General features: G+C 41.7%; 24 protein-coding genes. 6 read left to right on the forward strand and 18 right to left on the reverse strand.

All coding sequences use genetic code 11. The annotated features are described in order from the left end of the window. Positions 1 to 4: 4 nt before the first annotated feature. Complete coding sequence (locus LV85_RS15795; RefSeq protein WP_111321172.1) at positions 5 to 655, forward strand: SCO family protein; 651 nt, start codon at positions 5 to 7, stop codon at positions 653 to 655. Continuing rightward, on the forward strand, positions 652 to 1,092 hold the full coding sequence (locus LV85_RS15800; protein ID WP_111321174.1) for a c-type cytochrome: 441 nt from the start codon (positions 652 to 654) through the stop codon (positions 1,090 to 1,092). Before LV85_RS15795 ends, LV85_RS15800 begins: the two co-directional genes overlap by 4 nt. Here LV85_RS15800 and LV85_RS15805 read toward each other — a convergent pair whose 3' ends face one another. Beyond that, entirely contained in the window at positions 1,093 to 1,512 is a 420-nt protein-coding gene (locus LV85_RS15805; protein ID WP_111321176.1) for a hypothetical protein, read from the reverse strand. Positions 1,513 to 1,638: 126 nt separating this feature from the next. Here LV85_RS15805 and LV85_RS15810 point away from each other — a divergent pair, with 126 nt between their 5' ends. Continuing rightward, positions 1,639 to 2,460: an aminotransferase class IV gene (locus tag LV85_RS15810; protein WP_111321178.1), complete on the forward strand. Its 822-nt coding sequence runs from the start codon at positions 1,639 to 1,641 to the stop codon at positions 2,458 to 2,460. Positions 2,461 to 2,606: 146 nt separating this feature from the next. On the opposite strand, the gene LV85_RS15815 is transcribed toward LV85_RS15810, so the two are convergent. From LV85_RS15815 to LV85_RS15830, 4 genes are read right to left on the reverse strand one after another with little or no spacing between them, the layout of a single operon-like run. Next, the gene (locus tag LV85_RS15815) at positions 2,607 to 3,047 is read right to left on the reverse strand and encodes a hypothetical protein (RefSeq protein ID WP_111321180.1); all 441 of its coding nucleotides are present in this window, start codon (positions 3,045 to 3,047) and stop codon (positions 2,607 to 2,609) included. A 26-nt stretch (positions 3,048 to 3,073) separates the two neighbouring features. Continuing rightward, on the reverse strand, positions 3,074 to 4,336 hold the full coding sequence (locus LV85_RS15820; protein WP_111321182.1) for an ABC transporter permease: 1,263 nt from the start codon (positions 4,334 to 4,336) through the stop codon (positions 3,074 to 3,076). Next, complete coding sequence (locus tag LV85_RS15825) at positions 4,333 to 4,968, reverse strand: ABC transporter ATP-binding protein (protein WP_394336130.1); 636 nt, start codon at positions 4,966 to 4,968, stop codon at positions 4,333 to 4,335. The genes LV85_RS15820 and LV85_RS15825 overlap by 4 nt, the downstream gene beginning before the upstream one ends. Beyond that, positions 4,968 to 6,143, reverse strand: coding sequence for a hybrid sensor histidine kinase/response regulator (locus LV85_RS15830; RefSeq protein WP_111321184.1), 1,176 nt, complete (start codon positions 6,141 to 6,143; stop codon positions 4,968 to 4,970). The genes LV85_RS15825 and LV85_RS15830 overlap by 1 nt, the downstream gene beginning before the upstream one ends. 290 nt (positions 6,144 to 6,433) lie before the next feature. Here LV85_RS15830 and sucD point away from each other — a divergent pair, with 290 nt between their 5' ends. Further along, complete coding sequence (gene sucD / locus LV85_RS15835; RefSeq protein WP_111321186.1) at positions 6,434 to 7,315, forward strand: succinate--CoA ligase subunit alpha; 882 nt, start codon at positions 6,434 to 6,436, stop codon at positions 7,313 to 7,315. 121 nt (positions 7,316 to 7,436) lie between these two features. Here sucD and LV85_RS15840 read toward each other — a convergent pair whose 3' ends face one another. The 3 genes from LV85_RS15840 to LV85_RS15845 form a co-directional block, all read right to left on the reverse strand. Next, a complete protein-coding gene (locus LV85_RS15840; RefSeq protein WP_111321188.1) occupies positions 7,437 to 7,799 on the reverse strand; it encodes a hypothetical protein in 363 nt (120 codons plus the stop codon). A gap of 57 nt (positions 7,800 to 7,856) precedes the next feature. Continuing rightward, on the reverse strand, positions 7,857 to 8,039 hold the full coding sequence (locus tag LV85_RS21980; RefSeq protein ID WP_146260488.1) for a hypothetical protein: 183 nt from the start codon (positions 8,037 to 8,039) through the stop codon (positions 7,857 to 7,859). 123 nt (positions 8,040 to 8,162) lie between these two features. Further along, a complete protein-coding gene (locus tag LV85_RS15845) occupies positions 8,163 to 8,360 on the reverse strand; it encodes a helix-turn-helix domain-containing protein (protein WP_211318423.1) in 198 nt (65 codons plus the stop codon). A 255-nt stretch (positions 8,361 to 8,615) separates the two neighbouring features. Here LV85_RS15845 and LV85_RS15850 point away from each other — a divergent pair, with 255 nt between their 5' ends. Beyond that, on the forward strand, positions 8,616 to 10,247 hold the full coding sequence (locus tag LV85_RS15850; protein WP_111321192.1) for an ABC-F family ATP-binding cassette domain-containing protein: 1,632 nt from the start codon (positions 8,616 to 8,618) through the stop codon (positions 10,245 to 10,247). A 192-nt stretch (positions 10,248 to 10,439) separates the two neighbouring features. Here LV85_RS15850 and LV85_RS15855 read toward each other — a convergent pair whose 3' ends face one another. The 5 genes from LV85_RS15855 to LV85_RS15875 form a co-directional block, all read right to left on the reverse strand. Beyond that, entirely contained in the window at positions 10,440 to 10,706 is a 267-nt protein-coding gene (locus tag LV85_RS15855) for a type II toxin-antitoxin system RelE family toxin (RefSeq protein ID WP_111321194.1), read from the reverse strand. Then, complete coding sequence (locus LV85_RS15860) at positions 10,703 to 10,900, reverse strand: hypothetical protein (RefSeq protein WP_091697289.1); 198 nt, start codon at positions 10,898 to 10,900, stop codon at positions 10,703 to 10,705. Before LV85_RS15860 ends, LV85_RS15855 begins: the two co-directional genes overlap by 4 nt. Positions 10,901 to 11,065: 165 nt before the next feature. Continuing rightward, complete coding sequence (locus tag LV85_RS15865; RefSeq protein WP_111321196.1) at positions 11,066 to 12,361, reverse strand: TRAP transporter large permease; 1,296 nt, start codon at positions 12,359 to 12,361, stop codon at positions 11,066 to 11,068. Next, positions 12,361 to 12,849 (reverse strand): TRAP transporter small permease, encoded by a 489-nt coding sequence (locus LV85_RS15870; protein ID WP_111321198.1) that lies wholly within the window; start codon positions 12,847 to 12,849, stop codon positions 12,361 to 12,363. The genes LV85_RS15865 and LV85_RS15870 overlap by 1 nt, the downstream gene beginning before the upstream one ends. A gap of 24 nt (positions 12,850 to 12,873) precedes the next feature. After that, positions 12,874 to 13,860: a TRAP transporter substrate-binding protein gene (locus LV85_RS15875; protein WP_111321271.1), complete on the reverse strand. Its 987-nt coding sequence runs from the start codon at positions 13,858 to 13,860 to the stop codon at positions 12,874 to 12,876. A 294-nt stretch (positions 13,861 to 14,154) separates the two neighbouring features. On the opposite strand from LV85_RS15875, the gene LV85_RS15880 reads away from it, so the two are divergent. After that, entirely contained in the window at positions 14,155 to 15,801 is a 1,647-nt protein-coding gene (locus LV85_RS15880) for a UxaA family hydrolase (RefSeq protein WP_111321200.1), read from the forward strand. Here the strand turns inward: LV85_RS15880 and LV85_RS15885 are convergent. The 5 genes from LV85_RS15885 to LV85_RS15905 all read right to left on the reverse strand — a co-directional run bounded on the left by LV85_RS15885 (position 15,798) and on the right by LV85_RS15905 (position 21,229). Next, positions 15,798 to 16,838, reverse strand: coding sequence for a Gfo/Idh/MocA family protein (locus LV85_RS15885; RefSeq protein WP_111321202.1), 1,041 nt, complete (start codon positions 16,836 to 16,838; stop codon positions 15,798 to 15,800). The genes LV85_RS15880 and LV85_RS15885 overlap by 4 nt on opposite strands. Continuing rightward, complete coding sequence (gene yiaK, locus LV85_RS15890; protein WP_111321204.1) at positions 16,835 to 17,848, reverse strand: 3-dehydro-L-gulonate 2-dehydrogenase; 1,014 nt, start codon at positions 17,846 to 17,848, stop codon at positions 16,835 to 16,837. Before yiaK ends, LV85_RS15885 begins: the two co-directional genes overlap by 4 nt. Positions 17,849 to 17,979: 131 nt before the next feature. Beyond that, a complete protein-coding gene (locus LV85_RS15895) occupies positions 17,980 to 18,363 on the reverse strand; it encodes a VOC family protein (protein ID WP_111321206.1) in 384 nt (127 codons plus the stop codon). Between the two features lie 45 nt (positions 18,364 to 18,408). Further along, the gene (locus LV85_RS15900) at positions 18,409 to 20,295 is read right to left on the reverse strand and encodes a pectinesterase family protein (protein ID WP_111321208.1); all 1,887 of its coding nucleotides are present in this window, start codon (positions 20,293 to 20,295) and stop codon (positions 18,409 to 18,411) included. A 181-nt stretch (positions 20,296 to 20,476) separates the two neighbouring features. Further along, positions 20,477 to 21,229, reverse strand: a complete 753-nt coding sequence (locus LV85_RS15905) for a rhamnogalacturonan acetylesterase (protein ID WP_111321210.1) — start codon at positions 21,227 to 21,229, stop codon at positions 20,477 to 20,479. Positions 21,230 to 21,319 lie beyond the last annotated feature (90 nt).

The raw sequence follows: 21,319 nt of genomic DNA on the forward strand, positions 1-21,319 counted from the left end.
TACCATGCATACGAGGATTTCAACCCTTTCTCTTCTTCTGATTTTACTTTTATTTTCTCAATGCAATCCTGCGGCAGAAAAAAGCACAGCACTTCCAAAACTTGGAAATTGGCATGTGGATGAAAAAACTGTAGATGGAAAAGTCGTTCAGGACACAGTTTATCATAAAATCGCAGCCTTTTCCTTCACCAATCAGGATGGAGAAACTATCACAAATGAATCTGTGAAAGGGAAGGTTTATGTAGCGGATTTCTTTTTCACGACTTGCCCTACGATTTGCCCAATAATGAAAAAGGAAATGCTTCGTGTCTATGACAAATTTGGAGACAACCCCAACTTCAAAATCCTGAGCCACACCATTGACCCTACACATGATACACAGGAAGAATTGAAGGATTACTCTCAAAAACTGGGTATTGAAGATGCCAAGACTTGGGATTTCCTTACTGGCGATGCTGAGAAGATTTATGAAATAGGGCAAACCAGCTATATGACTACGGCACAAGAAGATCAGGCTTCAGCTGGAGGATTTCTACATAGTGGCGCTTTTGTATTAATAGATCAAAATGGTCATATCCGTGGAGTTTATGACGGTACCAAAAGTGACCAGGTAGATCAATTGATGAAGGATATTCCTAAGATTTTGGGCAAATGAGAAGATACCTAATCCTCATACTACTTGCGGTAGCTTGCAGTCCAAAAAACTCTAGCGAAGAAAATACGCTATCTCAAATAGAAGACCCTGAGGTGATGAAATATGCCGTAGATGGCAAAACTATCTACGAAAATCACTGTGGGAATTGCCATCAGAATGATGGTTTGGGACTGGGTAACTTAATCCCACCGCTGAGAGACGCAGATTATTTCAAAGAAAGCATTCATCGTACTGTGTGGATTATGAGGCACGGACAGGAAGGGGAAGTCATGGTAAACGGACAGATATATAATCAGCCTATGCCTCCTAGCCCACAACTGACTCCTTTGGAAATCTCCCAAATCAGCACCTATTTATACAATATCTGGGGAATGAATGAGGGGAAAATCACTTCAAAACAGGTGGAAAAATTTTTGCTGGAAAAACCTGAGTTTTGATTATTTCAGAAGTTCATCAGCCTTAGCTAAGGCTTCTTTCATCTCCACGTTGACCTCAGTGACCAGTACCATTTGATCGTCTAGATAAGCTTTGACTTCCTCCTTAGTCATTTCACCGTCCTTTTGCTCGTATTGACGCATCCAGGCAAACATAGACATGTGGGCCTGGTTGAGGTCATAGGCTAAGGCTTTGTATTGCTCCACTTTCAAAGAATCAACCGACTCTTCATTTTCTAATTCTTCTACCTTATCTAGTGCTTTTCGCTCTAATGATTTCAGCTGCCCCATTTTTGGCATCACCTCATCATGCACCGCAATCACATCAGCTCTAAGCTTTTCATTACCACTTGGAGTACTTGGCCCACAAGCATTTACAAGAATTAATGAGGTAAAAATTAAAAATAGAATTGATCTTTTCATGGTTAGACTGTTTATCTACTGTAAAGTTAATGTATAATCTAAAAATAGTATCATAAACTTAGGTGAAAATGGAATGTGATATATTCAGCTAGAGCTAGTATTTTAGATGTTCAAAACACTTTTACTATGAAACCATTTTGCTTTGCCGACGGGCAATTAATCTCTACCGAAAAAGCTAGCCTTCACCCTATGGATTTAGGATTGATACGTGGATATGGGATTTTCGATTTTTTCCGCACAGTCAATTTCAAAGCTCTTTTCTTGGACAGTTACTTAGATCGCTTTTTCGCATCCGCAGAAAAAACATTTCTTCCACTAGAATATTCTCGTGCAGAACTGAAGGCTGTGATTCAAGACCTTATCGAAAAAAACCATCTCAAAGAAGGGGGAATTCGGATGATATTGAGTGGAGGTGTTTCATCGAATCACTTTTCTCCAGCGAAAGGAAAGCTATTCATTTTTGCTGAGTCACTAATTTTCCCTGCTCAAGAGAAATACGACAAGGGCATCAAGTTACTTTCACTCGAGTATGTGAGACCAATAGCGGAAATCAAAACAACCAATTACGCATTTCCTGTTTGGGATAGCATGCGCTGGAAAGATGCTGGAGCAGAAGATGTGCTTTACCATATGAATGGAAACATAAGCGAAAGCTCTCGAAGCAATTTTTTCATCGTAAAGGATGGAGTTATTAGTACGCCAGATGCTCATGTGCTCATGGGAATCACCCGAAAGCATGTAATAGAACTAGCGGGAGATGTACAAATCAATCCTGTAGGTATGCAAGAAGCACTGAATGCTGACGAGGCCTTCATCACGAGTACTACTAAGGTTTTGCTTCCAGTCACCCAGATCGATGAGCGGGAAATTGGAACTGGAAAACCAGGGCCTGTCTCCCTAGATCTTTTGGCGAAATTCAGGGAGTTGGAGAAGGAGATTTGTTACTAGTTGGAGGTGGGAAGACCGATGACCGAAGTGGCCGCAATAGCAGTGATAACCATTTCCTATATCGCTTTTCCCACTAAAGAAGCCGATCTATATTAAACATGCGAATCTCTGCGAATCCCGCTGTATTCACCGCGGTTAAAAACCTCTTAATTCACCAGCGTAGCATTCTTCATGATGTACATCAACTTCTCGGGATCTTTGCTATTCAGAGTAAGTGTACCGCGCACACGAACTCTATTTGACGTGTATTTGATAGGAGAAGCCATATCCACTTCCATCACTGTTTCTGGTCCACCAGAACCACAGAAGAAGCATTCTGCCAAAGGCAAACTTGAAAGAATAATATGCTCAGGCTTGAACATTCCTTCGAAAGGAATAATGTAGCCATCTGCCTCCACTACTTTGCCTTCCATCTTGGTGATGTTTTCTGAAAACACCGGAACATAAAGCTCCCCGTATTCATCTTCAGAGATTTTATAAGTTACCTCAGTAAGGTTTTTCCAGACATTTTCACTTTGTGCCAAAAGGGAAACTTGTCCTATAACCGTCACTAGAATTGCCAAAACGGCTATTTTTAACTTTTTCATATTCGGGTTTTTAAATCTGCCGCTAGTTAAGCCTTTGTCAATTGCTTTGCAATACTTGTTTGATAAGCTGCAACAGCCGGGATAATAGAAGCCAGAACTCCTACCGCTAACGCATAAACTACTATCCAAAGTTCTTGTTTGAGGAAAATCCAAGGCTGAAGTGAGCCTACAACCCCCTGCTCATTCTGCGAAATAATTACTGAAAGGAAGGTATGTCCAAGTAAAATCCCGAGAACGGCTCCCATAAATGTCAGCATAATTCCTTCCAGGAATATCAACAATAAAAGCTGTCCTCTTGAAGCTCCGATAGCACGTAGGATTGCCAGATCGTACTTTCTCTCCTTGAGTGAATTGTATAATGCGATAAAAATCCCTAGTCCTGAGATTCCGATAATCACCACTGCAAGGCCTTGTAATAAAGTAATTCCGACACCTAGTAATTCAAATAATCTGGACATCTCAAAAGAAGGGGAAGCCGCTTGCATAGAAGTACCGGAATTGATCAATCGAGGCAACTGTATCGCAGCCATTGGATTCCTGTATTGAATCAAAAGTGTAGTCAATTCTCTGGATTCAGCGGTTTTCGGAAATCCCTTGACAGCAACAGAATCTTGAAGATTGACCATATGATGTTCCTCATGATTTGAGGTGGAATCAGTAGGCTCTGCCTCTCCTTCGTCATGCGTGTACCAAATGGACTCCACACTCGTCAAAATCAATCGATCCAGCACATTCCCTTTACGCTCCAATACACCCACAACTTTGAATTTATTTGCGTCATGCTCATGGCTACCTACACTAATCCCATGACTTCCCAAGAACTCATCTCCTACCTGATAGCCTGATTTATCAGCAACCTCAGCTCCCAAAACAACCTCAAACGGCTTTACCCAAAGCGCTCCGCTGTTGAGTTTTGCTTCGTAAAGCCCTGGATAATCATGATTCGCACCTACAATCCTGAAACCTTGGTAATTATCTCCCAAGGCCATCGGAATGATATTCTTCACCAAACGATTTCTAGAGAGCTTCTGCGCTTCATCCATCGGGATATTTCCAGTTGGGAAATCAATATGATAAACTCCGGCAAGAATCAATTGAAGTGGACTTCCCTTAGCTCCCACCACTAGGTCAATGCCAGCAGCATCCTGATTCATTTTCTTCTCAAACTGATCCTGAATCAACAGAAGCACCGTAATGATCGCCAATCCCAGAGCCAACAAAAACACATTCAAGCCTGTGGAAAGAGGCCTGAAGGTTAAATATTTCCAACTTAGTTTAAATAAATTCATACCGCTTTTACTTCTACAAAATTGGGAATATGCATTTTCACCCGCTGATCGTGCGTGACGATGATCAAGGCTGCTCCGATCTTGGCAGCTTGAGTTTTCAGCAACTGGATGACTTTCTCTGTATTCTCATCATCTAAGCTTGAAGTGGGCTCATCAGCTAGAATTAATTTGGGACTGTTAGCCAAAGCTCTTGCTATGGACACGCGCTGGGCCTCCCCTTCACTGAGGGTCAAAACAGAGGATTTAGCTTTCTCTCCCAATCCCAATTCCGTTAACAACTTATCTATGTCCTGGCCTTCTTTCTTACTGAAAAAGTGAGCCATTTGAAGGTTTTCGGTGACATTCAATGCTGCTAACAAATGTGGCTTTTGAAATACTATTCCGATCTCTTTTCCGCGGAACAAATCCAATTGCTGCCCATTCATAGCTGCCATGTTCTTCCCTGAGAGGATTACCTCACCAGATTTTGGTTGGAGCAATCCAGCAAGTAAATTCAAAAGGGTGGTTTTTCCCGAACCTGATTTACCCAGCACGAGCATACTTTCTCCTTGCTGTAAGGAGATGTCGGGAAAAGACAATGGTAACTGACCTGGGTGACTGTATGTCAGATTTTTTGATTCAAAAAGCATCATTATTTCACTGGAATTTCTACTCTAAAGGTAGTGCCATTATTAGCGCTACTTTCATAAGTGATTTCTCCTTTTAGTACATCCATACATTTTTTTACGATAGACAAACCAAGTCCAGAACCTTCAACTATCCCCACGTTTTTTGCCCTGAAAAATCTATCAAAAAGATGACTCTGTTCTGACTGAGGAATACCGATACCTTGGTCACTGATCGTCCCAATCAATTTACTGTTCTCATATTCCAATTTAAAAATCACTTCTTGTCCATCTTTGGAATACTTCACTCCATTCGACAACAAGTTTTCGAAAACCTGGTACATGAGTTCAGAATCTGAGGTAATTACTTTGGGAAGATTTACTAATTCGGAGATAATTTTTACGTCATTTTCTTTACCTGCATTGACCGTATCCAGCACTTCTTTGACAAAGGCACCTACAAACATCTTTTTGGGCTTGAACTCAATCTTATCAGCATCTGCTTTCCCAAAGAATAACACACTGGTCAATAAATTATTCAAGGCTCGAACTGAACTCTCGATCTTAAATGCATGCTTGGTAATCTTGGCCTTAAATGGATGATCTTTTTCCGCATATATCTGCATCAATTGCGCAGAACTCAAAATAGAAGTCAGCGGGGTTTTGAATCCATGGGACACGTTCAACACAATCCGGGATTTCAATTCATTGATTTCTCGCTCCTTTTCTAGGGCTTTGGTAAGTTCTTTATTGGAATTATACAGCTCTACAGTACGTTGCTTCACTTTTTCTTCCAATTCATTATTGAGCTTCTGAAGTTCTTTTTCCTTTCGGTCCTTGTAGATCGCCAATTCAATCACCATGTTTAACTCACGGATATTAAATGGCTTGATCACGTAGGCACTAGGATTGGTGCCCACCACCTTGTTAAGCGTCTCAGCATCAGAGCTTGCACTCAGATACACCACCGGGATCCCATAGATTTCATTGATGATTTCGGTGGTTTTTATCCCATCCAATTCACCAGACAAATTAATATCCATCATCACCATATCGGCATGATTCTCAGCCAAAATTTCGAGTGCTTTTTCCCCTGAATCAGCAATACTTAGGATTTCGTGTCTATTTTTCTCTAGTGCTCGCTGAAGCAAAAGTGCTGAAACCGAATCATCTTCAACGATGAGGATTTTGAGACTAAACATAGAAGAGTATGAATATGACAAATTTAATTTGTGTCGAAAATATAAAAAATATGAGTCAGGTACGTGAAAATAGAACAATTGCTTTGTAAACGGTCACTGATACAGTGATTGTGATTTCTAGCATAACTTTGCTCTGCAAGCATAAGCTAAACAGGTAAATCCCCAGACCATCCATCCCCATAGATGCTAGCTTTCTCAAAGAATCGTCTAATTACATGCATATTGTTATCCTTTTCTTTTGTGGGCGGTGGGTTTATTATATTTTTGTGCCAAACTATAGAAATCGCATCATGAGTGTACTAGTAAATAAAAATTCCAAGGTGATCGTACAAGGTTTCACCGGGTCTGAGGGTTCTTTTCACGCGCAGCAAATGATCGAATACGGTACCAACGTAGTCGGCGGTGTAACTCCTGGCAAAGGAGGCTCGACGCATTTGGAAAAGCCTGTATTCAATTCTGTAGAAGAAGCCGTTCAAAAAACTGGTGCAGACACTTCTATCATTTTCGTACCTCCAGCTTTTGCTGCTGATGCGATCATGGAAGCTGCTGATGCAGGGATAAAAGTAATCATTGCGATTACAGAAGGTATTCCTGTAGCAGATATGATGAAAGCGAAGCCATATATTCTCGAAAGAGGAGCTACTCTTATCGGTCCTAACTGCCCAGGTGTAATCACTCCAGGGGAAGCTAAGGTGGGCATTATGCCAGGTTTCGTTTTCAAATCAGGTAGAATAGGTATCGTGTCAAAGTCAGGAACTTTGACTTACGAAGCGGCAGATCAGGTTGCAAAAGCTGGTTTGGGCGTATCTACTGCCATCGGTATTGGTGGAGATCCTATTATCGGAACATCTACGAAGCAAGCAGTACAATTGCTAATGGAAGATCCTGAGACTGACGCAATCGTAATGATCGGCGAAATCGGAGGAAACTACGAAGCTGAAGCTGCGAAGTGGATCAAAGAAAATGGTAACAAAAAGCCTGTGGTAGGTTTCATCGCTGGACAAACTGCTCCTGCTGGACGTAGAATGGGCCATGCTGGTGCCATCATCGGAGGAGCTGACGACACTGCGGCTGCCAAGATGAGAATCATGAGAGAAAATGGAATTCACGTAGTAGATTCTCCGGCTGAGATCGGAGCAACTATGGCTAAGGCCATGGGCGTGAATGCTTAAATATTTGTTGGGTGTTTGGTGACGGATGCCCGATGTTTGGAAACCGCTTCGATTGATTTCGGGGCGGTTTTTTTTTATACAATTCTCGCATGGGCGAAGATGAAATAATAGAATTACTCAATTAAAAACTCCAACCCAGACTTAGCCCAATTCCAAATGGGTTAAAATTAACTTTATCTTCATCACCTTCGAGATTTTTGAAACGAATCCAAGGGGTATAAGCTGCCCTAAAAAATAAACCACCATCAGGCTTCTGATACCGATAGCCAATCCTAGGAACAATTGTTTTACCCCAATATTGCCGTACTCTAATATTTCTAGGAAAGTCCTCATCAAAAATAAATTGTTTATCGCGATAGGCTAAAAAACCTGTTCCGAATTCTAAATGGCCTTTAGATTTTCCCCAAAGCGCCGTGATCTCGGTCGAGAAGGAAGGTATCCAAAAACCTGAAAATGAGCGAACAACCTCATTTTGATAACGCATGGAAAATCCTGCACTTGCTGAATACTTAAATTTTTGTTTTTGATGAAAAATAAAGCCCTAATTGATTGCGTATCCATAAGCAGTTCCTCCCAATTCGCCATAAATGGCATGTTTTGCCTTGAAAATTTCGGCCGAGTTCTCATTCTTAGTCTCTTTTTCAACTTGAGCAAATACCTTGTATTGAGAGAACACAAAAACAGACATTAAGGTAAGAAGTATAGATTTATAAGATAGTACCATAATGAGCTTAGTTTTAGTTAAGAATCGAATTTTTCTTTTACAAACCAGATTATTTAACTATCTAGTTACTACTTCTTTTCAGAAAAAAAAATGTTGCTTTTTATTTTGATTAAAAATGTAGGGCTATAACAATTCCACTACAATACTAAGCTTGCCGCCCAATCCTTCTTCGATCACTTTTTTTAGACTTGAGACTCTGATATCACTCACTGCTCTTTTAATCTTCGAAATATATGCTCTGTCCACATTTAGTTTTTGAGCCAATTCGGCCTGAGTCTTATCCGCCTTGACTCTTGCATCTTTTACTAACTCAGCAATCATAAATACCTGTGATTTTTTTTTCAAAAGCATCTCTAATTTCAGTGCCTAGCTCTCCATACTTCCGATCAAAATGCTCATTAATGGTTTTTGAGGTTCCTTTTTTCCGACCTTTTTAATATCTCCAATCTAATTCCAAAAAACTAAACTTCACATTTGATTAACTGAACAACTGAGGTTATACAATATTTCAATTTTCAAATCTTCCAATTTTTCAATCCTCAATTCCTTACCTTTGCCGCTTCAATTCCAAGACTTATGATCTCAGTAGATAATGTTGCCGTCATTCACAGCGGTTCCACACTCTTTAGTAATATTTCCTTTGCCATCAACGAAACCGACAAGATTGCTCTCATGGGTAAAAACGGTGCTGGTAAATCCACGCTTTTAAAGATTATTGCAGGTCAGACCAAACCTAGTTCAGGTTCCGTGTCTGCGCCAAAGGATTTTGTGGTGGCTTATCTTCCTCAGCATTTGCTTACAGCAGATGATTGCTCAGTGATGGACGAGACTTCCAAAGCTTTCGCCAGCTATCTGAATATGAAGACGGAGATCGAGCGAATCAATGAGGAATTGACCGTGCGAACCGACTACGAATCGGATGAGTATTACAAGCTGATCGAGCAAGTTTCGGAATTGAGCGAGAAGTTCTACGCAATCGAAGAAGTGAACTATGAAGCAGAAGTTGAGAAGGTTTTGCTTGGGCTTGGTTTTGAAAGAGCGGATTTGACACGTTCTACTTCAGAGTTTTCCGGAGGATGGAGAATGAGAATTGAGCTGGCAAAGATCCTTTTGCAAAAGCCTGATCTGATCCTTCTGGATGAGCCTACCAATCACCTGGATATTGAATCCATCCAGTGGCTTGAAGATTTTTTACTTAATAAAGCCAAAGCAGTAGTCGTGATTTCCCACGATAGAGCCTTTGTGGACAATATTACCACGCGCACTATCGAATTAACTATGGGTCGTATGTATGACTACAAAGCCAAGTATAGCCACTACTTAGAGCTCCGTAGAGAGCGTCGCGAGCAGCAGCAAAAGCAATATGAAGAGCAGCAGGCTGTTATTGCGGATATCCAAGGATTTATAGACCGCTTCAAGGGCACCTATTCCAAAACCCTCCAAGTGCAATCCCGCGTGAAAATGCTGGAGAAAATGGAGATTATCGAAGTGGATGAGGTAGATAGTTCAGCTTTGAAACTTCGCTTCCCCCCTTCTCCGAGATCTGGTAATTATCCAGTGATCGTCGAAGATATGAGTAAGAAATACGATGAGCATGTAGTCTTCAAAAATGCTTCTATGACCATAGAGCGTGGTCAGAAAGTTTCTTTTGTCGGTAAAAACGGAGAAGGTAAATCCACCATGATCAAAGCTATCATGGGTGAGATTGATTTTGAAGGGAAGTGCGAATTGGGACACAATTCTCTGATTGGGTATTTCGCTCAAAATCAGGCCTCGCTTTTGGATGAGAGTCTGACGATTTTTGAGACCATCGATTACATCGCTGTGGGTGAAATTCGCACCAAAGTGAAAGATATTTTGGGAGCATTTATGTTCAAAGGTGATGATATCAACAAGAAAGTAAAAGTACTTTCAGGTGGAGAGAAAACTCGCCTAGCGATGATCAAGCTACTTTTGGAACCAGTGAACTTGCTGATTCTCGATGAGCCTACCAATCACCTTGACATGAAAACCAAGGATATAATCAAGGATGCGCTGAAAGCTTTTGATGGAACACTAATCATCGTGTCTCACGATAGAGATTTCTTGGATGGTTTGGTGACCAAAGTTTTTGAGTTTGGAAATAAGCGAGTGAAAGAGCATTTCGAAGACATCAATGGATTCCTAAGAAACAAGAAGATTGAGAATCTGAAGGAAGTCGAAAGGTAATCGGATGTCGGATGTCGGATGTCGGATGTCGGATGTCGGATGTCGGATGTCGGATGTCGGATGTCGGATGTCGGATGTCGGATGTCGGATAAGGCGAACTCAATGTGTTGAAGAAGGTTTCAAAAATCAGGGATTAGTTTGTTTACTAATTCCATGGCCATTTTGCAGGGTCTAAAAAGTTAATTCCTTTATTTAAGGAAATATTTTGTAGATATCTTTTCTATGTGCAACCCTTGCAAACACAAGCTCATTTTTTTCAAGGAAAACACCAATTCTATAGTTTCGAACCCTTATTCTATAAGCATCATGAAATCCTGAGAGTTTCTTAACATTTTTTAGCTCGGAGAGAGAGATTATTTTTTCGCAGGAAAATAAAACCTGAAGTATTACATCTTTATCATTTTGGTCTGAAATCTTATCCAGGTCCTTAGAAAAAGATTTTAAAAACCGAGACTTCATTTCTGAAGTTTCCTATAAATCTCTTCTCTAGGAACTTCTTCAACCCTATCTGCTTCAGACATCAAAATTGAAAGTCCTAAATCTTCTTTTTCCGAAACAGATAAAATCTTATTATTTACCCCCAGCTTTTCTAAAAGCTCTGAAATAAATTTGAGTTCCTTCTCATTTTTAGGATTTACAATAATAGAGTCCATTGTTTTGTTTTTTAGAGACAAAGATTCTTAGCTCAATTTACGGAAATCTTGATCTAAAGATCAAAACAGGCTAAAACAAAAAACGACAGTAGTGAAACTGCCGTTTTTGAGTTCTTTTCATTGGTCAGCCAACATCGGGCACCCGACATCAATCACCTGACTATATTACACCCCAAACACTCTTGGAAGCCAAAGGGTAATTTCAGGGAAAAGCATAATGAGAATCAAGGCCAGGACCATTGCCGCGTAGAATGGCAGCATGGGTTTTATGATTTTCTGAATGGTCGTGTTGGCCACACCCACTCCAATGAAGAGAATAGAGCCTACTGGCGGAGTACAAAGCCCAATACAAAGATTGAGCACCATCATAATACCAAAGTGCACTGGATCCACTCCTAAAGCCGTAACAACAGGCAGGAAAATCGGAGTAAAAATCAATACAGCTGGAGTCATATCCATAAAGATCCCCACAAAAAGCAAAAGCAAGTTGATCATGATCAAGATGACGAAAATATTATCACTCAAACCCAAAAGCGCGTTGGATATGTTTTGAGGGATTTCCTCGCTCGACATCACCCAAGACATCGCCATGGATGTTGCGATCAAAAGCATTACTACTGCGGTCGTCTCCGCAGCCTTCAACAATACGGAAGGAAGATCCTTTACTTTCAACTCCCGATAGATCATCGACAAAACCAAGGAATATACCACTGCTATGGCAGAAGCTTCTGTAGCAGTAAAAACACCTCCAATTATTCCTCCGATTACTACAATCAGTAGAAATAAGCTCGGTACAGCAGCCCAGAATGTTTTCAAAATCACGCCAAAAGATGAGCCTTCACCAGCTGGCAGTTTATGGATTCTCACCATAATCGCCGCTGTGATCATCAATAGTACTCCTACCAAAAGGCCTGGTAAATATCCTGCAACAAACAATGCTGCAACAGAAACCCCTCCTGAAGCCAAGGAATAGACAATCAATACATTGGATGGTGGAATGATCAATCCAGTAGTAGAAGATGTGATATTTACTGCGGCTCCCAGTTCCTTAGGATAACCTTCTTTCTCCATTCTTTTTCCTAAAATACCGCCCATAGAAGATGCTGCAGCTACAGCAGACCCTGCTATCGCTCCCATCAGCATAGCTGCGATGATATTCACGTGTAGCAAGCCACCGCGCATTCTACCTGTCAGCGCTTTTGCAAACTCTATCAGACGATTGGCTATACCTCCCCGATTCATCAATTCACCGGCAAGAATAAAAAACGGAATTGCCAACAAGGAAAAACTATCTAATCCTGTACCCATACGCTGAGCGATTGTAGTAATCGCTGGCATGGTCTGCACAGTTACCATCAAAGTCAACATACTCGAAAGCCCAAGACTCCAAGCTACTGGCACTCCTATTCCCAAAAAGAACAAAAAGGAAAGAACTAATATTAATACACTTAAAATCTCCATCACACGGTCGCTTTAATAGTTGTCAAAAATTTAATCGCAACTAACTGGTAATAAATCACCAGAAGCCCGCTAAAAGGAATGATTCCGTAGATATAAGCTAGCGGAATCTGAAGTACAGCTGATTTTTGCTCCAGAATAAAAGTGAGGTAAACAAGATTTGAACCCCCTATCACCATTACAACTAGTGCAAAGACCAAAACACAGGAGTTAATCAAAATCATTAATTTATCCTGGGCCTTTTCCTCCAATTTGGTAAGGAGTATATCAATAGCCAAGTGCTCATTTTTTCCGGCAACATAAGCAGCTCCAAGCATTCCTACCCAGATGAGCATGTATCGGGACAATTCATCCGTGAATGAACTAGGACTTTGAAAAACATAGCGAGAAACCACCTGCCAGGTCACATTGAGCACCATGAGTGCCATCAAGACGACCAAGAAATGGGCAATCCATTTATCCAGCTTTAGCTTGGTATGGGGTGAAAACATAGGTTTAAAACGTTGGGTTGAAAGTTATTTTACAGCGCGGATTTCCTCCACGATTTTATAGATTTCTGGCTGTTGAACCTTGAGGTCTGAATACATGGATTCTACGGCTTCTCTAAATGGCTCCTTGTCAGGATAGGTGATGGTGACACCAGCTTTTCTCAGCTCATTCAAAGACTCCTCAGTAGCTTCAGCCCAGATCTTATATTCATAAGTAGCAGATTCATCAGCGGACTCTTGCAGCCATTGCTGCTCCTGCTCATTGAGGCTTTCCCATACTTTGGTGCTTACGATCATCACATCTGGTAAGGCAGTATGCTCATCTATGCTATAGAATTTACACACTTCGTAATGCTTGGATGTATAAAGGCTAGGTGCATTGTTCTCCGCCCCATCTACGATGCCTTGCTGCAATGCAGTATAAAGCTCTCCATAGGATACTGGTGTAGGAGAACCTCCAAGGCTTTTTACCATATTAGAAGCTGTGTTACTTTCCATTACGCGGATTTTCAGACCAGCTAGATCTGCGGGAGTTTCTACAGGCTTGTCTTTCGTATAGAAACTTCTTTTGCCAGAATCATAATAGCAAAGACCTCGAAGCAAATACTTCTGTGGATCAAGCAAGAGCTTCTTGCCTATTTCTCCTTGCAACACGCTCAGTTGATGAGCATCATCTCTAAATAAATAAGGCATTCCAAAAACCTGCATGGTAGGAGCAAATCCCTCCAATGCAGCTGAAGAAACCTTGGTCATGCCTAAGCTTCCGATTTGGAGCAGTTCTACTAGCTCCCGTTCGGATCCCAGCTGCTGATTAGGGTAGATTTTCACTACCATTTTGCCGCCTGATTTCTCTTCTACTTTTTTGGCCAAAAAGAGCATGGCCTCATGTACTGGATGAGTGACACCAAGGCCATGACCGAGCTTGATGACTCGTGTATCTCCCACGCCTTGACATGAAAAAAAGAGTGTAAGAATGACACAAAAGGAAAGGATTTGAAGTTTTTTGATTCTCATGGGTTTATTGAACATAAAACATACTACACAATAATAGGTCTTTCTAAGCTGAAAACTCAGGTTGATTTACGGAATCGATTTAGTCAGCATGATAAATGGTAACTCTAGCATGAGAATAGAAATCGAAACTTTCACCAAATCGCCCAAGACATTTCATTAGCCTATTTTGATGAATGAATATTTTGATTTTAGTACATCTGCACAAATATTTTAATTTTTACTAATGATTTTCGTTATTGCATTACAAATATATACTTTGCGCAATCGATTGCTCTATTATAATGAATAATTCTAATGAATCATAAAACATTACAAATTCATCCCAAGGACAATGTTCTGGTGGCTTTACAGGATTTACCAGCAGGCGAAATCGTAGAGCATAACAACTTAAAAATCACCCTCAAAGACAGCATTCCTGCAAAACACAAATTTGCAATTAATGAATTGAAAGTTGGTGATCAGGTTTTTATGTATGGAGGGATCGTCGGCAAAGCCCTTTTCAAAATACCCTCTGGCGGAGTGCTGAGCACTCAAAATGTAACGCATGAAGCGGAAGATTTTGGCAAAAAAACAGGCGATTATCTCTGGGATGCTCCGGATATCAGCAAATTCAAAGACAAAACTTTTATGGGCTTTCACCGGCCAGATGGTCAGGTGGGAACAGGAAATTATTGGTTGGTGATTCCTATGGTTTTCTGTGAAAACAGAAATGTGGACATCATCAAGGATGCTTTTGTCGAGGAGCTTGGTTTTGGTAAACCAAATCCATTTAAGAAAATGGTGAAAGAGTTGGCCAGTCTTTATAAGTCTGGGCAAAGCAGATCTTTCGACACAGTTTCTGTAGAAACTCTCGTAGAGAAGACTGAAGAAAGACTTTTTGAAAATATAGATGGAATCAAATTCCTAAATCATCAGGTGGGTTGCGGCGGCACGAGAACAGATTCTCAGGCACTTTGCGCACTTATCGCTGGCTATATCAACAACCCGAATGTAGCTGGTGCTACGATCTTGAGCTTGGGCTGCCAGAATGCCCAATCTTCTTTTATGGAAGAAAAGCTTCGCCTAATCAATCCTGACTTCAAGAAAACACTGATCATCCTTGAGCAGCAAGTAGAAGGCACCGAGCAGCAATTGCTAACTAGAGCGATCAAAGAGACCTTTGTGGGTATGGCAGAAGCCAATACACAGTCCCGTGAGTCTGCTCCTTTGAGCAAATTGGTCGTCGGTCTTGAATGTGGTGGTTCGGATGGATTCTCAGGAATCTCAGCCAACCCATCAGTGGGTTATGCTGCAGATTTGATAGTGGCCTTGGGCGGAACAGCGATTTTATCTGAATTCCCTGAGCTTTGCGGTGTAGAACAAGAACTGATCAATAGATGTGTTTCTGATGAAAAAGCCGAGCGCTTTTCTTCACTAATGCGACTTTATGCTGCTGCCGCGGAAGCTACAGGATCTGGTTTTGATATGAATCCAAGCCCTGGAAATATTAAAGATGGACTCATCACTGATGCGATGAAGTCATCTGGAGCTGCCAAAAAAGGTGGTACTTCACCAGTTACTGATGTGCTTGACTATGGCGAATACGTCAATACTCCAGGTCTGAATTTACTTTGCACTCCTGGAAATGACGTAGAAAGCACAACAGCTATGGCTGGTGCTGGCGCAAATATGATCCTTTTCACAACTGGACTTGGCACTCCTACCGGTAACCCTGTCACTCCTGTAATCAAAGTTTCCTCCAATCACAAACTATCCGAGCGCATGCCTGATATCATCGATATCAACACAGGTTTTGTGATCTCTGGAGAGAAAAACATCCAACAAATGGGTGAAGAGATCCTTGAGAAAGTAATCAGAGTAGCTAGTGGAGAAGAAAAATCCAAAGCGATGATTCTTGGCCAAGATGACTTTATTCCATGGAAAAGAGGCGTTTCGCTTTAAGCATGATCTATGAATGGAAGTTCAACTTCCTTTTCAAGTTCTGAAGATTTATAAATGGCTCGGATCAGCTCGACTGATTTCCGGGCCATTTTACCTTCCACCATTACTGGTTCATTTTTCGCAACAGCATTCAAATAATGCTCCCACTGGGCTTTGTGTAGTGCATGGCCTATTGCCATGGGATCGGCGGCGCCAGATCCAGCATTGGTATCCGCGATAATCGGCTCTGGCTCTTCTCCCTGAATACTCCATTGAATCAACTTACCAGCTTCCAACACAGCAGATCCATTTTTTCCAAAAATCTCCAGACGCTCTGGTAAACCTGGATATAAAGCTGTAGAAGCTGTGATATTTCCCAAGGCTTTGTTTTCAAAAGTTACAAGGGCAGCACCCAAATCTTCACCTTCAATTGGATGTAAAGAGGTTTTTACTTTAGCAAAAACTGACTTCACATCGCCCATAATATCCAGTAAAAGATCAAAGGTATGAATACCCTGATTCATAAATGCTCCGCCGCCATCTCCTTCCAGTGTGCCTTTCCAGGGACTATTGCTGTAATATTCAGGAGCTCTGTACCAGTTGACATGTGCATTTCCCATAAGCAACTTTCCGAATTTACCTTCACGTACAGCCGCTCTAAGCTTGAGATAATCAGCCGAGAATCTGTTCTGAAAAATAACTCCTAGCTTCACTCCATTCTCCTCACAGGCATCAATTAACTGATCTGCTCTTGCAAGATTAATTTCAATTGGCTTCTCGATCAGCAGATGTTTCCCAGCTTTTGCCGCCAACAAGCCCGCCTCCATATGATGACCACTTGCAGTACAAATACATACAATATCGAGTTCGGGATGAGTCAAAAAAGCAGCGAGATCGGAATAGGCATCAATACCAAATTTCTCCTGAGCAGCTTTTGCTCTCTCGGAGGAACTGCTACAAAGTGCAACCAGTTCAGCATTTTCGATTTCACTGATTGCATCTGCATGCTTTCCTGTGATCGCACCAGTTCCAATAATTCCAATTTTTAATTTCCTCATGAGTTCAATTCATTTTGAAGTTCAGCCCAGAGTTTCTCTGAGATCGGCACTCCATTATTAAGGTTTCTATTTCGGGTTTCTAAGGTGTTTTCTCCTGGATATCGAACCGATTTTTCACCGAAAGTACGTGAGCTTTTCAGATCGTCTATCAAGGCATCCGACTTAGTTTCTATCCAATCTCTGAGTTCAAGTTTGCGGGGATCAAAGCAAAGAAAAACCTGAGAGACAGCACTTTCATGCCCGGATTTCCCCACTTCATGAGAAGCATTTCCCCCGGAAAGCACAGCTGCAAGTAGATCTAAAACCATACTCAGGCCTGATCCTTTCCAAAGTCCAATCGGTAGTCCTAGAAGGTTATCGATTACAGTTCCAGGATCTTTGGTGAGGTTCCCCTTTTCATCAAATCCCGCTTCATAATCCATTAGCTCTCCTTTTGCTTTAGCTATGCTAAGCTTTCCGTAGGCAAACTGGGTAAAAGCCATATCCAAAACTACTGGCCCCTTTTCACGGGGAATCGCAATCACTAGGGGATTATTGCCGATTTTAGGCTCGCTCCCACCCCAAGCTGGCATATTGGGAATTGTGTTGGTAAAGCAAATCCCAATGCACCCCGCCTCCACAGCCTGCCAACCGAAATTCCCGCCACGCATCCAGTGATTGGTGTTTTGTAAGGTCACACAGCTGATCCCAAATTCTTTGGAAAGCTGAATAGCTCGATTCATTGCAAAATCTGCATTGAGATTCCCCACTCCCTCTTGACCGTCCCATCGCTCAAACATGGCCAATTGGCTCAATGCAACAGGTTCCTTATCAGGATTGACCAAGCCCTTTTTTATAAAGTCCAGAAACAGAAAAAAGCGATTCGCTCCGTGAGAACGTACGCCATCTAGATCTGCTTTTGCAAAAAGCACCGCACATCGATGTGCCCGTTCCTCTGTGAAACCGTACTTAAGTAATATTTCTTTCAGCGTACTGCTGAGTTTCTCAAAAGGAATTTGAAGATCAATCATTGAAAAATAGGGGTCTAAGTCTGATATCCTCTAAGATAAATTCTACGATTCAATTTTGCTTGCTTTCAAAAAACTATTTAGACAAACAGCCAGAACAACAATTGAAATAATTCTGGGACCTAATCCCAAAATCAAATCATTGGAACGGCACGTTTGCACAATTGCACAGCTAATCCCCAAGGGTCTTTTACCATCACCAAATGAGAACCATCAGGCAAAATATCATCAGAAATCAGAGTTGAACCAGCTTCCACCAATCGATCTCTATCTGCATTTGGATCTTCTGAAACCAGGGCTAGGTGAACAGCCAGTGGGTGCAAAGCCGCAAAATCCAGCGTTTCCCCTTTTGGGTTTGAGTAAATCTCTATCATCACCGTTCCACTATCATCTGCCAGAAAAGTCATAAAGGGGGATTCTGTCATTTTCTTGACAACTTTCAAACCGAGATGCTTTTCATACCAAATGGCCGCCGCTGGCGCATCGCTCACATTGAGCGCAAAATGTTCAAATTTCATATTTTACTAGATTATAAATTCAATAAGTAAGAACGAGAATCAATTTCAAAATACTTTCTCTAAAAACCCAAGACTTGTATTTACTGCAGTTTCAAGCCAGGTATCATACAACCAAAAAGGGTGTGGTGAATCCGGAAAAGTATGAACTTCAGTATATACTCCATGTTTATTTAATTTGACGATCAACTCATCTCGCCCCGCGTGGAATCTTGGATACTGTGAATTGATAAAAAGTGTAGGCTTGAATACTGGTGATGGCAGATACAAAGGAGAGGCAGCATCCCAAATTTCCGGCTTTTGTTCGTAAGTTCCTCCAAGCCACTCGGAAGCTACTTGTCCTTCGGCAGATTCGGGATGATGAAAAGCCAAAACTCCATCCATATCTATAATCGCCTGAATTTCAGCCGTCGATTCCAAACTGGTCACACCTTCATATTCCCGAGTATTTGTCATTCCCACCAAAGCTGCGATTTGGCCTCCCGCAGGACTACCGGAGATTGCCATGCGGCTGGTATCAATTCCGAACTCATTCGCATGAACCTTCAGCCATCGAATCGCTTCTTTCACATCATGGATTGCTGCGGGGTATTGCGCCTCCGGCGAAAGTCTATACTCTACGACAGCAGTGACAAAGCCACGTTCTGCTAATGCAATAGCCATGGGAATCTGAAGCTCTTTGTCCCCTGATTTCCAACCTCCACCATGAACCATGACGATTCCGGGTCTAGGCGATTCTGCACTATTTGGAAAAAAAACGTCCAACTGCAGCTTTCTATATCCCAGCTCTTTGTAGACATGTCCCCTACTTTCAGTGACAGCCTCGCTTTCCCAAGTTTCAATAGGTTTGATCTGAGGAAAATTCTTGACATCCTTTTTCCATGCATCCTCCAGATTGAAGGAACTGTCTTTTTGATAGCCAAACCAGCGATTCCCATAGTAGTCCGCATCGATGGTTTTCCCAGAGAAGATCAGGTCCTTGCTATAGTATTTCAGCTCATCTTCGCTTAATTGATGCGACCATTCCACCCGTGAAGCCGGATTAGCACCAACTCCAACACTTCCATATTCTGCATAGAAAACAGTATGCTCAGCATCCTGCCGACTCCAATTATGCCAGCCTTCAGGCAAAATATGTTCTGCCATTTCTGTGTTGATGAAAACCGTTTTGGCAAAATCCCGCCAAGGTCTCCCAAGATATACTTTGGTCACTCCTTCAGCAGCTGTGAGTTTGCAGTTTTTAAACACATAGCCATACGCTACCCATTCAGGAGTAGAAGCGGCAGTGATGTAGGAATCTGATTTGGAGTGAATCTCACAATTTTCAAAAAGTGCTGTGGCTGAGCCAAAGATAAAATCAGTAGTGCCTTCGATATAGCAATTCTTATAGAGTTGGCGGGAGTTTTCGCCCGAGGCAAACATCGTATCCTGATCGCCCAGAAAGCGACAATTCTCGAAAACCAAACGATCTCCCTCAGCATGCAGCGCAACCGCCTGCCCAACAGGCCCAGCTGTATTTTGAATCGTAAGATTTTTGAAAGTCAGTGAACTCCCAAGAACTTTCAGGGTATAGGTCTCAAAAGTCCCCATATTATTTTTGGCAGCAAAATCATCGTAAGTAATGATAGTAGTCTCAGGACTTTCGCCTACAAAAGTCACATTCGTCACAGGCCCGAGAATCGTCAGCTTTTCTTTATAAACACCTGCTTTGATATAAACTATCAGTGGTTTGGGGAGGTAAACCCGAATAGCATCCAGCGCTTCACCTATGGTTTTGAAATGACCAGAACCATCCTGCGCCACAACAATATCATGTTCAACTTTGCCCTTCAGCGTTTCAGAATCTAAAGGCTCAATTTTGATCTCAGAAACTTGCGAAAAAGTAGGATTCTGCAATGTGATGATAAAAAGTAGCCAGAGACAAATTGATTTCATGAGGCAATTTAAGATTTGAAATTTTCTACCAATAAAGAGGGAAAAGCAATCTAGAATATGTTAAAATTTATAATTGAGGCCACTTCAGCCTGTCCCGCCTGTGCGGGAGTCATCGGTCTTCCGACCAGATAAGCAAAGAATCTAAGGCAACTGGCATCATTGCGGATAAACACATTTAAAATCAATCCTTCAGAAACTTCACTAACTCGGGTAACTCGCGCCTTAACTCTTCCACCGCCAAGTCACTTACTTTGAAAGCTCCTGTTGGCGAGAGATGCGTATTATCTTCGCGCCCTTCTGGAAAATGGGAATAATCTCCAGGACGATAATGGAGAAACAATTCCTTTGATTTCTCCAGGCCAAATTGCTCAATCATTTCAATAGTCTTCATATGTAAATCGAAAAGTGGAACTTCCATTTCCGCCGCCACTTCCCGTACCACCACGGAATATCTTCCATGGGTATCCACTAGATTTCCATTTTCATCGAAACTCCTTCTGGAAATCGGCGTTGCCAAGACTGGTTTTCCTTCTTTTTCTCTTACCTCCTCGACATACCGGATGAGATTATCACGGTAAGTAGAATCCGCAAATGCATAGCGATCTTCAGAATTGATTTTCTGATCATTGTGACCAAACTCAACAATGACATAATCACCTGGCTTGATTCGATCCATCACCACATCCCAACGTCCCTCATCACGGAAACTCTTCGTACTTCTGCCGTTCATTGCATGGTTTTCGAAGCGAATTCCTTCCTTGAAATACAAGGGAAAAACCTGCCCCCATCCTTTCTCAGGATTACTTCCAGCGTAAGGCTTGTCCGCCATCGTCGAATCTCCGACTAGGAAAAAAGTAATTTCCTCCTCGGCATGCTGAAATGCTGCGAGGGTAAAAACTATGACAGCGAAAATGATCAATTTGATATGTTTCATTTATTTTCTCCGGATAAATGCGTGATTTCAATTCTTTCAAGCAATTAGGTTTGAATGTAAGAAATTCCCCCTTGAACCTTTTAGAAAGGG

The organism is Algoriphagus chordae, from assembly GCF_003254055.1.
GTDB lineage: Bacteria > Bacteroidota > Bacteroidia > Cytophagales > Cyclobacteriaceae > Algoriphagus > Algoriphagus chordae.

Bases quoted from the DNA above. Each gene is read 5' to 3' on its own strand.
- LV85_RS15795 (WP_111321172.1), top strand. From the start codon at position 5: ATGCATACGAGGATTTCAACCCTTTCTCTTCTTCTGATTTTACTTTTA.
- LV85_RS15800 (WP_111321174.1), top strand. From the start codon at position 652: ATGAGAAGATACCTAATCCTCATACTACTTGCGGTAGCTTGCAGTCCA.
- LV85_RS15805 (WP_111321176.1), bottom strand. From the start codon at position 1,512: ATGAAAAGATCAATTCTATTTTTAATTTTTACCTCATTAATTCTTGTA.
- LV85_RS15810 (WP_111321178.1), top strand. From the start codon at position 1,639: ATGAAACCATTTTGCTTTGCCGACGGGCAATTAATCTCTACCGAAAAA.
- LV85_RS15815 (WP_111321180.1), bottom strand. From the start codon at position 3,047: ATGAAAAAGTTAAAAATAGCCGTTTTGGCAATTCTAGTGACGGTTATA.
- LV85_RS15820 (WP_111321182.1), bottom strand. From the start codon at position 4,336: ATGAATTTATTTAAACTAAGTTGGAAATATTTAACCTTCAGGCCTCTT.
- LV85_RS15825 (WP_394336130.1), bottom strand. From the start codon at position 4,968: ATGATGCTTTTTGAATCAAAAAATCTGACATACAGTCACCCAGGTCAG.
- LV85_RS15830 (WP_111321184.1), bottom strand. From the start codon at position 6,143: ATGTTTAGTCTCAAAATCCTCATCGTTGAAGATGATTCGGTTTCAGCA.
- sucD (WP_111321186.1), top strand. From the start codon at position 6,434: ATGAGTGTACTAGTAAATAAAAATTCCAAGGTGATCGTACAAGGTTTC.
- LV85_RS15840 (WP_111321188.1), bottom strand. From the start codon at position 7,799: ATGCGTTATCAAAATGAGGTTGTTCGCTCATTTTCAGGTTTTTGGATA.
- LV85_RS21980 (WP_146260488.1), bottom strand. From the start codon at position 8,039: ATGGTACTATCTTATAAATCTATACTTCTTACCTTAATGTCTGTTTTT.
- LV85_RS15845 (WP_211318423.1), bottom strand. From the start codon at position 8,360: ATGATTGCTGAGTTAGTAAAAGATGCAAGAGTCAAGGCGGATAAGACT.
- LV85_RS15850 (WP_111321192.1), top strand. From the start codon at position 8,616: ATGATCTCAGTAGATAATGTTGCCGTCATTCACAGCGGTTCCACACTC.
- LV85_RS15855 (WP_111321194.1), bottom strand. From the start codon at position 10,706: ATGAAGTCTCGGTTTTTAAAATCTTTTTCTAAGGACCTGGATAAGATT.
- LV85_RS15860 (WP_091697289.1), bottom strand. From the start codon at position 10,900: ATGGACTCTATTATTGTAAATCCTAAAAATGAGAAGGAACTCAAATTT.
- LV85_RS15865 (WP_111321196.1), bottom strand. From the start codon at position 12,361: ATGGAGATTTTAAGTGTATTAATATTAGTTCTTTCCTTTTTGTTCTTT.
- LV85_RS15870 (WP_111321198.1), bottom strand. From the start codon at position 12,849: ATGTTTTCACCCCATACCAAGCTAAAGCTGGATAAATGGATTGCCCAT.
- LV85_RS15875 (WP_111321271.1), bottom strand. From the start codon at position 13,860: ATGAGAATCAAAAAACTTCAAATCCTTTCCTTTTGTGTCATTCTTACA.
- LV85_RS15880 (WP_111321200.1), top strand. From the start codon at position 14,155: ATGAATCATAAAACATTACAAATTCATCCCAAGGACAATGTTCTGGTG.
- LV85_RS15885 (WP_111321202.1), bottom strand. From the start codon at position 16,838: ATGAGGAAATTAAAAATTGGAATTATTGGAACTGGTGCGATCACAGGA.
- yiaK (WP_111321204.1), bottom strand. From the start codon at position 17,848: ATGATTGATCTTCAAATTCCTTTTGAGAAACTCAGCAGTACGCTGAAA.
- LV85_RS15895 (WP_111321206.1), bottom strand. From the start codon at position 18,363: ATGAAATTTGAACATTTTGCGCTCAATGTGAGCGATGCGCCAGCGGCG.
- LV85_RS15900 (WP_111321208.1), bottom strand. From the start codon at position 20,295: ATGAAATCAATTTGTCTCTGGCTACTTTTTATCATCACATTGCAGAAT.
- LV85_RS15905 (WP_111321210.1), bottom strand. From the start codon at position 21,229: ATGAAACATATCAAATTGATCATTTTCGCTGTCATAGTTTTTACCCTC.